This is a genomic window from Streptococcus sp. 1001283B150225_161107_H12 (genome assembly GCF_015552665.1).
Lineage (GTDB): Bacteria > Bacillota > Bacilli > Lactobacillales > Streptococcaceae > Streptococcus.
On the sequence record NZ_JADNFC010000003.1, the window covers coordinates 1 to 13,518 of the forward strand.

General features: G+C 45.4%; 12 protein-coding genes. 2 read left to right on the forward strand and 10 right to left on the reverse strand.

Translation table 11 applies throughout. The annotated features are described in order from the left end of the window. From rpsI to rlmB, 5 genes are all read right to left on the reverse strand, one after another. Positions 1-371, reverse strand: a 371-nt coding sequence (gene rpsI / locus I2C87_RS05230; RefSeq protein WP_049501587.1) for a 30S ribosomal protein S9, incomplete at its 3' end; no start/stop codon positions are given. Positions 372-389: 18 nt separating this feature from the next. Continuing rightward, positions 390-836 carry a 50S ribosomal protein L13 gene (rplM, locus tag I2C87_RS05235; protein WP_002876943.1) on the reverse strand — a complete coding sequence of 149 codons (447 nt, stop codon included), beginning with the start codon at positions 834-836 and terminating at the stop codon, positions 390-392. A 153-nt stretch (positions 837-989) separates the two neighbouring features. After that, complete coding sequence (locus tag I2C87_RS05240) at positions 990-1,853, reverse strand: DegV family protein (RefSeq protein WP_048790015.1); 864 nt, start codon at positions 1,851-1,853, stop codon at positions 990-992. Then, entirely contained in the window at positions 1,850-2,365 is a 516-nt protein-coding gene (locus I2C87_RS05245) for an NYN domain-containing protein (RefSeq protein WP_048790014.1), read from the reverse strand. The genes I2C87_RS05240 and I2C87_RS05245 overlap by 4 nt, the downstream gene beginning before the upstream one ends. A gap of 29 nt (positions 2,366-2,394) precedes the next feature. Next, positions 2,395-3,123, reverse strand: coding sequence for a 23S rRNA (guanosine(2251)-2'-O)-methyltransferase RlmB (gene rlmB / locus I2C87_RS05250; RefSeq protein WP_048688495.1), 729 nt, complete (start codon positions 3,121-3,123; stop codon positions 2,395-2,397). 104 nt (positions 3,124-3,227) lie between these two features. Between rlmB and I2C87_RS05255 the strand changes: the two genes are divergently transcribed. After that, on the forward strand, positions 3,228-4,193 hold the full coding sequence (locus I2C87_RS05255; RefSeq protein ID WP_048790013.1) for an aromatic acid exporter family protein: 966 nt from the start codon (positions 3,228-3,230) through the stop codon (positions 4,191-4,193). 156 nt (positions 4,194-4,349) lie between these two features. Further along, positions 4,350-7,604: an LPXTG-anchored zinc carboxypeptidase gene (locus I2C87_RS05260; protein WP_048790012.1), complete on the forward strand. Its 3,255-nt coding sequence runs from the start codon at positions 4,350-4,352 to the stop codon at positions 7,602-7,604. Positions 7,605-7,931: 327 nt separating this feature from the next. On the opposite strand, the gene I2C87_RS05265 is transcribed toward I2C87_RS05260, so the two are convergent. The 5 genes from I2C87_RS05265 to cysS form a co-directional block, all read right to left on the reverse strand. Beyond that, entirely contained in the window at positions 7,932-9,599 is a 1,668-nt protein-coding gene (locus tag I2C87_RS05265) for an alpha-glucosidase (RefSeq protein WP_195324174.1), read from the reverse strand. Between the two features lie 66 nt (positions 9,600-9,665). Next, positions 9,666-10,796, reverse strand: a complete 1,131-nt coding sequence (locus tag I2C87_RS05270) for an ABC transporter ATP-binding protein (protein WP_021154414.1) — start codon at positions 10,794-10,796, stop codon at positions 9,666-9,668. A gap of 124 nt (positions 10,797-10,920) precedes the next feature. Beyond that, on the reverse strand, positions 10,921-11,781 hold the full coding sequence (locus I2C87_RS05275) for a helix-turn-helix domain-containing protein (protein WP_195324175.1): 861 nt from the start codon (positions 11,779-11,781) through the stop codon (positions 10,921-10,923). Next, on the reverse strand, positions 11,778-12,176 hold the full coding sequence (locus I2C87_RS05280; protein WP_003004765.1) for a Mini-ribonuclease 3: 399 nt from the start codon (positions 12,174-12,176) through the stop codon (positions 11,778-11,780). Before I2C87_RS05280 ends, I2C87_RS05275 begins: the two co-directional genes overlap by 4 nt. Then, positions 12,169-13,512 (reverse strand): cysteine--tRNA ligase, encoded by a 1,344-nt coding sequence (cysS, locus tag I2C87_RS05285; RefSeq protein WP_195324176.1) that lies wholly within the window; start codon positions 13,510-13,512, stop codon positions 12,169-12,171. Before cysS ends, I2C87_RS05280 begins: the two co-directional genes overlap by 8 nt. Positions 13,513-13,518 lie beyond the last annotated feature (6 nt).

The window sequence follows — 13,518 nt, forward strand, 5'->3', positions numbered from 1 at the left end:
GCTTTACGAGCTTTCTTAAGACCTGGTTTCTTACGTTCAACTTTACGTGAGTCACGTGTAAGAAGTCCTGCGCGTTTCAATGAATCGCGGAAGTCTGGGTCTACTTGAAGAAGGGCACGAGCGATACCGTGACGGATAGCTCCTGATTGACCAGCGTATCCACCACCTACAACGTTAACGAAAACGTCGTATGAACCTACAGTTGAAGTAACTGCGAATGGTTGGTTGATGACCAAACGAAGGTCAGCGTGTGGGATGTACTCTTCAACATCTTTTTTGTTAACAGTGATTTTACCAGTTCCTGGAACAAGGCGAACGCGTGCAACAGCGTTTTTACGACGTCCAGTACCTGCATATTGTGCTTGTGACATACTTTATTGTTCCTTTCCTTAGATAAGTCCTGAAATATCAAGAACTTCTGGTTGTTGTGCAGCGTGAGTGTGCTCAGCTCCAACGAATACTTTCAATTTCATACCTTGAGCGCGGCCAAGAGTATTGTGTGGAAGCATACCTTTAACTGATTTCTCGATTAAACGAACTGCATTTTTAGAACGAAGTTCACCAGCAGAGATTGATTTCAATCCACCTGGGTGGTTTGAGTGAGTGTAGTAGATCTTATCAGTTGCTTTTTTACCAGTCAATTTAACTTTTTCAGCATTGATAACGATTACGAAGTCACCTGTATCAGTGTGAGGTGTGAATGTTGGTTTGTTTTTTCCGCGAAGCACGCTAGCAACAACTGCTGAAAGGCGTCCAAGAGGTACATCAGTTGCGTCAACAACGTACCATTTGCGTTCTACTTGGCCTGGTTTAGCCATGAATGTAGTTTTGTTCATGATTTCTCCTATTATGAATATCGTTTTTGTTTACAGGGCGGATGTTCCGGTCCGCGAGTTATTTGAAAGGTTCCGGGGCCTTACAAATGGGGTAAACAATACCGCCTACTATTGTATCAAATTTTTCAAATAAAAGTCAACCGATTTGAAAAATTATTTGCGATTTTCTTTTCCTATGACAAAGCCGATGAGAGAATTAGGACCAACGTGGGCAGCAATGACGGGACCTAGTGGCATAATCAAGACTTGGGAGATAGCTGGATTCTCCAACAATTGTGCCTTGAGTTCTTCTGCTCCTGCTAGATCATCCGTGTAAGAAACCAAAGCTGTACTGTGGCCGATATCTTCCTGGATAAGTGAGAGCATTTCCCTCATGGCTTTTTTACGTCCACGAATTTTGGCTATAGGGGCTAACTTGCCTTCTTCATCAATCCAAAGAAGGGGCTTGATATTGACCAAACTTCCGACGATAGCTGAACTCTTAGAAAGGCGTCCCCCGCGCATAAGATGGTAGAGATCATCCACCAAGAAATAGGTCCGCAACTTAGGAGCCACTTCCATCAGTTCTTCCTTAACCTGATTCAAACTCTTACCGGCATCACGCGCCTCAACTGCTAGCATAGACAAGTAGCCTTCTCCAATCCCTGCAGCTTTTGGATCGATGATTTCGATGACAGCTTCTGGGTAGTCTTCAAGGACCAAGTCTCTTGCCATGACCGCACTCTGGTAGGTCCCTGACAAAACTGAAGAAAAGGCGATATAGAGGAGATTTTCCTTGCGTTGAGCGTAGCCTTTGAAAATCTCTTGGAATTGCCCAACATTGACCTGACTGGTCGTTGGTTTAGCACCTTTTTGCATCTCTGCTAATAATTGGGGGCTGGTCAGTTTGTCTGGGCCTACTGTCTCATAATGAGTCCCATCAATTTGGATCGACAAACCGACGATCTCTACATCATGCTCCTTTGCCCATGTTTCATCTAAATCTGCAGTTGAATCTGTTAAAATTTTAAAGGTCATTTACTTGCTCCCATCTCTTTTTGTAGTTGACGTAGGCCCTCTTGGTCAAAAGGCCGTATCGGTGGTTTTTGATCGTTAACGGCTCCTCGCGCCTGGTTCAAGTCGGCTTTGACAACGGAAACTCTCTTCTCTAACTCCCGTGCCGAAACACGAAGTGCTCCTTGAGTAAAGACCGTCCATTGCTCATTCAAGTCACTGGTCGCGACTGATACTTGGTGGAGGGGGGTATTGAGCTCTGCTGCCAAGCGTTCAATGTAGTCATCGGCGGTCTCCTCCTCTGCTGTGAAGACCACTTGGACCTGAAATTCTTCATAGGTCTGGCGAATCCCTGGCATGTATTGGGCATCAAAGACACAAATCACGCGAATGCCTTCAAAGCTAGCATAGTGACTTAGCTTCTCTAGGAGGATCGTTCGTGCAGCATCCAGCTCACTCTTCTTAAAGAGCTGACGGGTCTCCTGCCAGAAGGCAATCATGTTGTAGCCGTCCACTAACAAAATCTTTTCTTTCATGGATTGCCTCCTTCCTCTGATTTCTTCTATTATAATTTATTGCGAAAGACCTCATACATAAGGATCGCTGCTGCGACACTGGCATTCAAACTTTGCACATGTCCTTGCATGGGAATAGTAATCATTTCATCCACTTGCTTTTTAATATTGGCCGAAATGCCCTTGCCTTCGTTGCCAATAATGAGGGCGAGCTTCCCACTGGTATTCCATTTGTGAGAAGGCGTCCCGTTCATATCGGTTCCAAAGATCCAAAAACCTGCTTCTTTGAGCTTGTCCAAGGTTTGGCTAAGGTTGGTCACTCGGGCAATGGGAACATGCTCCACTGCTCCAGTTGAGGTCTTGGCAACAACAGGGGTCACTCCAACAGCACGGTGCTTGGGAATGATGACTCCCGCTACCTGAGTAGCATCGGCTGTTCGCAGGATGGATCCCAAGTTATGCGGATCGGTCAAGCCATCCAAAATCAAGAGCAAGGGATTGTCTTGATTAGCTACCTGGGTCAAGATCTCAGTCAAGTCCGTATAGGCAAATTCCGAAACCCGCAAGACAAAACCTTGGTGGACAGCTCCTTCTGTCATTTCTTGCAAGGTCTTCTTAGGGGTCCAAGAAATGGAGACCTTTTTTTCCGCTGCCAGATCCTTGATTTTTTCTACATTTTTTCCACGCAAATCATCCTGGATATACAATTTATTTCCTGTATTTGCGACTAGTGCTTCTGTAACGGCATGAACGCCATAAACAATATCGTTTTTTTCCATGAAACTAGTATAACACAATTGCCATATCTGGTGAAACATTTGAAGTAGGGCACTTTGCTTGTGGTATAATGAAACTAGTTTAGAAAAAGGAAAGAATCAGCATTATGCCACTTATTCACCGAACCATCAAGATGATTCTCGCCACCTGTTTGGCCATCTTGCTTGCAGAGTTTTTGGGTCTGTCCTACGCCACCTCTGCGGGGATTATTGCCATTCTCAGCATTAGCGATACCCGTCGAAGCACCGCCAAACTAGCCTATAATCGCTTCATGTCCATGCTTCTTGCTCTCCTCCTTGGAAGCTTAGCCTTTCAGATTCTCGGCTTCAATCTCTGGGCCCTTGGTTTTTATCTGGCCACCTATGTCCCCCTTGCTTTCCTACAAGGCTGGGAAATTGGTATCACGCCCAGCTCTGTCCTGGTTACCCATCTCCTGCTAGAAAAATCCACTTCCCTTTCTTTATTGGGAAATGAAGTGGCTATTTTTCTAATCGGAACCAGCTTTGCCCTCCTAGCCAATCTCTATATGCCTTCTCGACAGGAAGAAATTGATCGCTATCATGAAATTGTCGAAGAGCAACTCAAAAAGATTCTCTATCGTTTTGCAGAGTTTCTAGGAAAAGGAGACGGGAGCAACGATGCTAGCTTGATTCGTGAGCTAGATACCATCTTAAAAGAAGCTCTCGATCTAGTCTATTTAGACCATTCCAACCACCTCTTCCATCAGACCAACTACCATATCCACTATTTTGAGATGCGCAAGCGCCAAAATAATATCCTGCGGGACATGGCCAATAATGTAAACAACTGCCAATTAGCTGCGAGCGAGAGTCTTATTTTGGCCCAACTCTTTGCTAAAACAGCCAGCCAGCTCAGTCAAGAAAATCCAGCCCAATTCCTACTTGACGAAATCAACCGCTATCTAGCAGTCTTTCGTGAGCGACCTCTTCCTCGATCACGTCAAGAATTTGAAACCCGAGCGACCCTTCTGCAACTCCTCCGTGATCTTGAAACCTTCATCTCCATTAAGGTGGAATTCTATCAAACCTACCAGAAGGAACTTCAAGCATAAACCCTTCTTTAGAGACTGGGAAGATTTTCCCAGCTCTTTTCTTTGCCATCAATCTGTAACGAATTTCAAGAGAAAAACTTCCATATATATTGAAAGCGCTGTCATAAAGTGTTATGATAGAGGTGCATACATGCAAAGAACAAAGGAGGTCTCTTTATGCATTCTTCTTATAAGAAGCGTTTGTACACAAACGCACTCAGTCTCTCTACCGCTGTCCTTTTAGCCTTCCTCGCACAAGGCCAAGTTGCTGCGGACACTGTTGAGACAGCTAGTCCTGCCGCACCTGTCGAAAACGTCCTCAAGCCACAGGGAACAAACGCTAGCCCGGCAACCAGCACAGAGGCTAACAGTCCGGCTCCTGCAACAGAAGCGACTGCAAGTCCTGCAGAGACTGCTCCAACTAATCCTTCTAGCCCAGTTGAAGCCTCTCCTACCGCTTCAGACACTACTAGCCCTAGTGCTAAGCCAGAAAACACAGGAACAGAGCGAGCAGCAAACGCAGAGCCAGCTATCAGCCTTAGTGACAGTCCTGTTTACATGTCTGAAAAAGGAACGCTGACGGATACCGTTAAGGATCAAGCTCAGGCTGCTGGCAAGATTAGCTGGACTTTGGACGACAAACCACTGGAAGAGTGGAAAACTTGGGACATGGAGACAGGAACTCTGTCCAAAGATCCCTTCATCACAGTTGAAGAGAACAAAAACGGAAACGATTTGGATCTGACCTTTACGGTCAAGGAACTCTTTGGCGAAGATTTAAGCCTTCGGAGCCCTAATAATATCCGTCGGACCTATCGGAACTATATTGGCGAGCATACTTTAGTCGGAACTAGTTCAGATCTTGGGCTGACTATTCGCAAGAATCTAACCTTCCGTCCATATAAAGATTTCCATACCCACGAGGAAATGCTAGCTTCCATTGAGCAGACAAAGGCAGAAGCCAAAACGGACCGTCTAGTTCAGCTTGAAACTCTTGGTAAGAGCGCCCAGGGACGGGATATGAAGATGGGAATTATAAGTAAGGACCAAGCAAGTATTGACCACTACCTCTCATCTACCAATCCAAAAGCCCTCACCAAACCAAGCGAGATGTTGGCAGCTCTGAAGGACAAGACCTTGGATTACAAACTACCTGTCCTGGTTCATAATACGCATGCGGATGAACAACCTGGGATTGACATCATCACCGGTCTCTTCCGTACCTTCGCTACAGAAAATCAAGTCACTTTTAAAACGACAGACGAAGCTGGTAACGTCAAGAATGTGACTCTGGACATCCCAACTCTTTTAAACAAATTTATCTTCTTGTTTGACTTCACGGAAAACCCTGACGGGGACGCTCTCAACCTGCGTGCCTTGGCCAACGGACTAGATCCAAACCGGGATGCTAGTTACCAAACCAACCCAGAAGTGCGCACCGTCATCCAAATGATCAACAAATGGAATCCGATCGCTCTCTATGATATCCATGGATTTGTCAAAGAATTCTTGATCGAGCCTGCAACACCTCCACATGATCCGAACTTTGAATACGACCTCATGTCCAATCTCATGCTGGAAAATGCCCGTCATATGGGGCGCGCAGGGGTTGCCAATTCCAAATACGACAGCTACATCATTCCAAAACTGGATTGGGGAGATGGCTGGGATGATTCCTTCTCTGGTTATACAGGTGTCTATGCCGTTTACCACGGCATCTTGGGCCATACCATCGAAATTCCAGAATCCAACCAAGAATCCTATTATGCTGGTCGTAATGCTGTCCTCGGCGGAATTGACTTCCTCAGCCAAGATCCCGACAAGCTTCTTGAGATGCGCCTCAACTTCTACCTACGTGGTCTCAACAAGATTGAAGATCCAAAAGCAGAGAACGAACTAGTTGGACCAACTGGTGAAGTTGTCGGTCGTGTGAAGAATGGTCGTCCGAAATTCTTCCCTGACTACTATGTTATCCCAATGGGCCTCGACAAGGACAATGACGCCCAAGAAGCCTTCAATATGATTGACTACTTCAAACGCAATGGTGTCCTCGTCAAAGAACTCAAAGAAGATACAGGTACCTACAAAAAAGGAGACCTAGTCATTGACATGGCTCAAGCTAAACGGGGCTATGCCAACCATATCCTCTATAAAGGGTCTAACGAATCCGCCTGGGCAGCCATGTATGCGGAACTTCTCGTTAACTTCCCTGATATGAAAGGCTTCAAGGCAGAACCTGTGTTCAAAGACGGTCTCTTTGCTGGAAAACTTGGAGAAGTCACCACCACTCGCGCGACTAGAACCTCTGAGATCGATCCTAAAGCGCCTTACTACGTCATTGCCAATACCTCAGCCAGTGCCGTTCAAGCCGTAAACAAGGCGATTTCCCAAGGTAAATCTGTCTACCTAACAGATGATGGCTACATCGTTGACCGCGATACTTTTGCATCGCTCCTACCAAACTATGCCATCTACGGCGAAGCCCTCTACAAGGTTCCAAACGGTCCAACCTTGAAACCATTGAAGATCTATTCTCCAAACTATCACTACGATTGGACCGGCGTAGATGCGCCTGCTCATACTAGTTTGGTCCTTGAAAAATTAGGTTTCCAAATCGTCGATACTCCTGACGAAGCAGATGTCATTGTGCTTGAAAATAATCGCTTTGATGCCTCCATCTTCGGCAAGAAACCAACTCTCGTCATCGGCGGGGAAGCCATGCAGAAACTGGAAAAATTGGGAGTTCTTTCAGGTTTTGACGCTGAAAAACTTAAAGGTGGCAGTGACTACGAGGGCTTGATGAAAGCCATCATCGATGACCAAGACCCACTGACCAGTGGCTACAAGAAGAACGCTCTCTTCTACTCCAACTCAGGAAACTGGATTGAAAAGGTTCCAAGCAACTTTAAGACCTTGATGAGTATCGCTTCAAGTGACTACTACATTGCAGGCTGGTGGCCAAAAAATGAAGTCCTAGCCAATAAGGTCATGGCCATCTCTGGAGAACTTCTTGGCCAACCACTCTTTGTCTATGCCGGAAATCCAACCAATCGCCAACACCCAGTCCACTTCTTCCGCTGGGTAACCAACGCGATCTTTGGCAGCAAGTTGGCAAGCTTGATGGATTACGTACCAGCCAAAGAACCAGATCGGGTGGTGGTTCCAATTCATAACCAAACAACCACTCCACAGCCAGTATTGGCTAAGAAGGACACTCCTAAAGTTCTCCTTCCACAAAAAGAAGCCGCAGCTGAAACTGGAGAAAGCATGCAAGCCTTGACCTACCAAGTGGGACAAAGATTCCAAGAAAATCCAGCCAAGGCGCAATTGCCACAAACTGGAGAAGATACTACTGCACACTTCGTTCTTTCAGGCTTCTTGCTAGCCGTAAGCGGAGGCTTCCTCCTCTTGAAAAAGAAAGAAGTTGAATAAGTTCCAGGTGTAGACTTGGATGACATGAAAAGAACCTTCGCAGACGCGAAGGTTCTTTTTGGAGATAAAATATCTTTCAAAACTTTCCTTAGGTGAGTACGGACGTCAGCGAACTTCTTCGAAGTTCCATGACTTAGTTTTGGACCTAATGTTCCAAAACTCCCGAGTGCTTGAAACAAAAATGTTTCAAGCACTTTTCTCACGGCGGAAAGTTTCAGTTTATACTTGACTGATTCTAAAGTATAGAAAACTTTTATAATGTTCTCCAGAATATTTAGTGAAAATACTATTCTACATTAAATTCTAACACTGATACAAAGTTTCTCCTTATTCCACCAATTCCAACACAACCGTTTGGTAAGGGGTCAATTCTAATACTTGGTCTCCTTCTTGGAATAGTCCTGCAGTATTATTTAAAACGACCGTTTTAATCGGAGTTGGCAACTCCAAGGTGGCCTGGCGATTTTGGAAATTGCTGATCACCAAGAGACGCTTGTCCCCACGGCGTTCAAAGGCGATGATGTTCTCACGGTCTCGATAAGCTGGGATCATATCTCCAAACCGGATGGTATTTCCATAGAGGGGATGGCGATACAAGGCCGTCAACTGGCGGTAATAATTCAAGATGGAATTTGGATCCTTTTCCTGGTCTTCCACATTGATGGCAACATTTGGTTTGGGACTGATCAACCAGGCTGGCCCATCACTAAATCCCAAACCTGGCTCCGCTGACCACTGCATCGGTGTCCGCGCATTGTCTCGGCTATAGTTGGCAATCACTGCTAAGGCTTCTTCCTCACTCAAACCAGCTTCTTTAGCCACATGGTAGCCATTGATGGTCGCGATATCATCAAAGTCCTCCACTGATTCAAAGACTTGGTTCTCCATTCCAATTTCTTGACCTTGATAGATAAACGGAATTCCCTTGCGCAAAACCTGAATGGTTCCCAGGGCTTTTTTACTGGTATCGTTTACTGGACCTTCTGCAATATAGTGGGACACCCCACGAGGCTCGTCGTGATTCTCGATAATGGTCGAGAGCACCCCAATGCTATCTGCGCGCTCATGCGCTTGGAAAATACTTTCCTTAAGTTCTTCCGCTGTTGGAAGACTATGGTCAAACCAGCCCTTTCCTTCCTGCCCTAAGCAGGTTTGCTTGAAGTCAAAGATAGAAGAAAAGACACCGTCTTTTCCAATGAAGAAATGCAATTCTTCGTCGGTTTCATTGAACACTTCCCCAACTGTGAAGGCATTGTACTTGGCGAAGGTTCGCTCATTTAACTCTTGCAAGAAAGGTTCAATCGATTGGGCATTCACTAGAGACTCCAGTACTGGGACCAAGCCATTTTCGCGATCAGACGGAAGCGAACGCCATTCTAGATCTTTTTTGATATTGATAATAGCATCGATCCTAAAGCCCGCAATTCCCTTGTCCAACCACCAGTTGATCATCTTGTAAATTTCTTCGCGCAAGACAGGATTTTGCCAATTAAGGTCTGGCTGATCCTTGTGATAAGAATGGAGATAGTATTTGTTGGTGCCAGGAACTGGTTCCCAGACACTGCCTCCAAAGTAACTTTCCCAGTTGTTGGGTTCCTTGTCACTTTCGATGAAATAAAAGTAATCTGCATAAGGGCCATCTGGATCTGATAGAGCTTTTTGGAACCACTCGTGATGACTGGAGCAGTGGTTAACCACCAAGTCCATAATGATAGAAATGCCCCGCTTCTTACCTTCAGCAATTAGCTCCTCCATATCTTCCATAGTTCCAAAAATAGGATCAATGGCATAGTAGTCTGAAATATCATAGCCCTGGTCAATAAACGGACTCTTGTAAATAGGCGATAACCAGAGAATGTCAATTCCTAAGTTTTGAAGGTAATCGAGTTTCTTCGTGATTCCTTTCAAATCCCCAACGCCATCACCATTGCTATCTTTAAAGCTTTTTGGGTAGATCTGATAAGCGACCTTCCCCTTCCACCAGTCTTTTTCCATGTTTTGTCTCCTTAAAATGAAAGTGACTGAGACATATCGTCTCATTCTCTACAGTGTCAGTAGGTATTAGTATACTGTTTTTTCAGTTTCTTTGTCGAAGAAGTGAGCTTTGTTCAAGTCAAATCCAAGTTCGATGGTTTCACCAGTTCCAAGGTAGTCACGTGCATCTACTTTAGCGATGAATTCGTTGTCACCAACTTGGCAGTACAAGTGAGATTCTGAACCAAGCAACTCAGATACAGAGATGGTTGCTTTCACGACTGATTCTGGGAATGTTTCAAGGAAAGCAGCTTCTGTATTCACGTCTTCTGGACGGATACCAAAGATCAATTCTTTACCATCATAGCCTTTTTCTTTCAAGACTTTCAAAGCACCTTCTGGAACTTTCAAGTTCAATCCATTGGCAACGATGTGTCCACCTTCCAATTTCACGTTAATGAAGTTCATGGCAGGGCTTCCGATGAATCCAGCTACGAATTTATTCACAGGGTTCTTATACACTTCTTGCGGAGTACCGATTTGTTCTACACGTCCGATAGTACCTGTACCAGCTGGGTTTTTAGTAGCAGACATGATAACGATACGGTCAGCAAGTGTCATCGCTTCTGTTTGGTCGTGAGTTACATAGATCGTTGTAGCTCCGATACGACGGTGGATTTTCGCGATTTCAGCACGCATGGATACACGCAATTTTGCATCCAAGTTTGACAAAGGTTCGTCCATCAAGAATACTTTTGCATCACGGACAATGGCACGTCCCATGGCAACACGTTGACGTTGACCACCTGAAAGGTCAGCTGGTTTACGATCCAAGAATTCTTTCAAGCCAAGGATTTCAGCTGCTTCTTGTACACGTTTGTCGATATCTTCCTTGCTGTATTTACGCAATTTCAAACCAAAGGCCATGTTATCGTACACAGTCATGTGTGGGTAAAGAGCGTAGTTTTGGAATACCATGGCGATATCACGGTCTTTAGGTGCCACGTTGTTTACAACAGTGCCATCGATAGAACACTCACCTTCTGTGATATCTTCAAGACCAGCGATCATACGAAGAGTTGTTGATTTACCACATCCTGAAGGACCTACGAAAACGATAAATTCTTTGTCTTTGATGTCCAAGTTGAAGTCTTCAACTGAGTAGTGTTCGCTGTTTGGATATTTTTTGTAAATATTTTTAAGATTTAATTCTACCATGATGGTACTCCTTTGATTTTTATAGTTCTATTGTAAATGAAAACGTTTTACAAATCTATGGCAAGTCTCACAAAAAAGAAAAAGAGTTTTGTGCAAGTTGCACAAAACTCTCGATTGATTCCGTTTAAATGACATCTTGCAAGACTAAATGGTAGCAAAGAGCCAGATCTGTCAGATTTTTCAACTGGAGACCCGTTAACTCTTCCCACTTATCAATCTTGTATTGGAGCGAATTGCGATGGAGATAGAGTTGCTGAGCCGCCTTAGTCACGACTGCCCCATTTTCCCAAAGAGCGACAATGATGTCTTGCAATTGATCTTGACTTTCAATCAACTGATGCAAGCTTTCTTTGATTGGAGTAAGATCCAGACCTGCCTGCTCGATCCCCCACAGATAGAGTTGAGAAAAGCGATAGACGCCTTGATGCCCTTCTCGGATCCAGGCTCGAAAGACCGCCCGTTCTGCTCGGATGACCGGAGACACTTTCCCGTCTTTAGACTCGGTCCATACTTGCCCGACCAAGATAGATAAACGAATATTGAAGTCATACTCCATGGCAGAGACGGTATCTTTTAAGATATCGGCCACAGGTAAAGACTGGTCTTGGTCCAGAATGAGCACATAATCTTGTCCGCTCAGTTGCAAGGTTGCTCGGAAGTTGGGCAAAAGTGTCTGCATCATCTCTAGCCAAGAAGCCGTCCCTTCCGCTGTCGAATGCGAAATGTGGCAATAGACAAGCTGCATTTTTTTGATGACTTGAGGGGCTTCTCCCTTTCCATCGATCAGGTACTGGTACCAAGGATTAGGGGCAACCTCTTCTTCACCGCCCAACCAGGAAATCAATTGTTTTTCTCGTTCGGTTAGCTCTTCTTCCTTCAGCAGCAACCATTGATGAGCCTGAAGGGGAATGGCTACATAACCAGCTGGTGGATTGGCTTGATCCGTCACCTCTGCATGAGGAAACCACTCTCTGATATTTTTCACTGCTTTCTTCCTTCTTCTACTTGCTGGATGCACCAGTCAATCAGCTCTTCTAGCCGAGAGAGCTCCCCCGTCATATGGAGATAGCCCATGACAGCCTCAAAGCCCGTCGACATCCGATAGGTCACGACATCCGCATTTTTGGCCTTGGTATGGCTATTGGTATTGCGACCGCGCTTGTAGATCTCCAACTCTTTTTCTGTCAGAATTTCTTGCTCCAGCATGCTTTCAATCAAGCTGGCCTGAGCTCTAGCAGAGACATAGCGGGTGGCAGCCTGGTGAAGCTTATTGGGCTTGGTCATCCCTTGAAAAATCAGGTGTCTGCGAATATACATGGAATAGACCGCATCTCCCTCAAAGGCAAGGGCAATCCCATTGATTAGATTGACATCAATCACGTGTCCACCTTACACCTTCTTTTGTATCCAAGAGCTTGATTCCTTGTGCAGCCAATTCATCGCGAATGGCATCTGCTCGCGCAAAATCTTTCTTAGCCCGCGCTTCCTGACGTTCAGCGATCAAGGCTTCAATATCTGCATCCAAGTCTTCTTCGACAAAGACCACTCCAAAGACTTCTAACATCTTGGTCAAGGCATCTTTGACGTCTTGATTGTAGTGACCTGAATTGATCCATTTAGCCAATTCAAAGACGACGGTGATGCCGTTTGCCGCATTGATATCTTCATCCATAGCCGCGATAAACTTGTCCACAAAGCCTTGTAAGTCTGCTGGATCCACTTCTCCTGTGAACGGTTGCTCATAGGTATTTTTCAAATACTTGAGGTTGGTCTCCGCATCGCGTACCGCTTTTTCTGTGAAGTTAATGGGCTTGCGGTAGTGCTGGGTCGCAAAGAAGAAGCGAAGGACTTGGCCGTCGATGGTCTTCAATGCATCATGCACAGTAATGAAGTTACCTAAGGACTTGGACATCTTGACATTGTCGATATTGACAAAGCCATTGTGCATCCAGTAGTTGGCAAAAGTTTTGCCTGTTTTGGCTTCAGACTGGGCAATTTCATTGGTATGGTGTGGAAACTCAAGATCGGCTCCACCACCGTGGATATCAATGGTATCGCCTAAAATCCCCGTTGACATGACCGAACACTCGATGTGCCAACCAGGACGACCAGGACCCCAAGGACTGTCCCAAGAAACTTCACCCGGCTTCGCAGCTTTCCAAAGGGCAAAGTCGACTGGATTTTCCTTGCGGGCAGTCTCTTCATCTGTCCGACCAGAAGCACCTAACTCCAAGTCTTCTAGAGTTTTGTTGGCTAACTTAGCATAGTTGTGGGATTTTTCCACACGGAAATAAACATCCCCTTGGCTCTCGTAGGCATAGCCTTTTTCGATCAAATCAGCGACAAAACGAATGATGTCGTCCATAAACTCGACCACACGAGGGTGGCGGGTTGCAGGTTTGACCCCGAGAGCCGTCACATCCTCACGAAAAGCCGCAATGTACTTGTCTGCCACTTCCTGAGGAGTAATGCTTTCTTCCTTGGCACGGTTGATAATCTTATCATCCACATCTGTAAAGTTGGAAATGTAGTTAACCTCGTAGCCACGATACTCAAAGTAGCGACGAATCGTGTCAAAGGCTACTGTCGAACGGGCATTCCCCACGTGGATATAGTTGTAAACTGTTGGCCCACAAACATACATGCGGACCTTTCCTTCTTCGATTGGGACAAATTCTCGCAAATCACGAGACATGGTGTCATAAATTTTAATCATGCGGTC

What these genes read in the sequence shown, in the direction of transcription:
- rplM (WP_002876943.1), bottom strand. Translation starts at nt 836, where the DNA reads ATGAACAAAACTACATTCATGGCTAAACCAGGCCAAGTAGAACGCAAA.
- I2C87_RS05240 (WP_048790015.1), bottom strand. Translation starts at nt 1,853, where the DNA reads ATGACCTTTAAAATTTTAACAGATTCAACTGCAGATTTAGATGAAACA.
- I2C87_RS05245 (WP_048790014.1), bottom strand. Translation starts at nt 2,365, where the DNA reads ATGAAAGAAAAGATTTTGTTAGTGGACGGCTACAACATGATTGCCTTC.
- rlmB (WP_048688495.1), bottom strand. Translation starts at nt 3,123, where the DNA reads ATGGAAAAAAACGATATTGTTTATGGCGTTCATGCCGTTACAGAAGCA.
- I2C87_RS05255 (WP_048790013.1), top strand. Translation starts at nt 3,228, where the DNA reads ATGCCACTTATTCACCGAACCATCAAGATGATTCTCGCCACCTGTTTG.
- I2C87_RS05260 (WP_048790012.1), top strand. Translation starts at nt 4,350, where the DNA reads ATGCATTCTTCTTATAAGAAGCGTTTGTACACAAACGCACTCAGTCTC.
- I2C87_RS05265 (WP_195324174.1), bottom strand. Translation starts at nt 9,599, where the DNA reads ATGGAAAAAGACTGGTGGAAGGGGAAGGTCGCTTATCAGATCTACCCA.
- I2C87_RS05270 (WP_021154414.1), bottom strand. Translation starts at nt 10,796, where the DNA reads ATGGTAGAATTAAATCTTAAAAATATTTACAAAAAATATCCAAACAGC.
- cysS (WP_195324176.1), bottom strand. Translation starts at nt 13,512, where the DNA reads ATGATTAAAATTTATGACACCATGTCTCGTGATTTGCGAGAATTTGTC.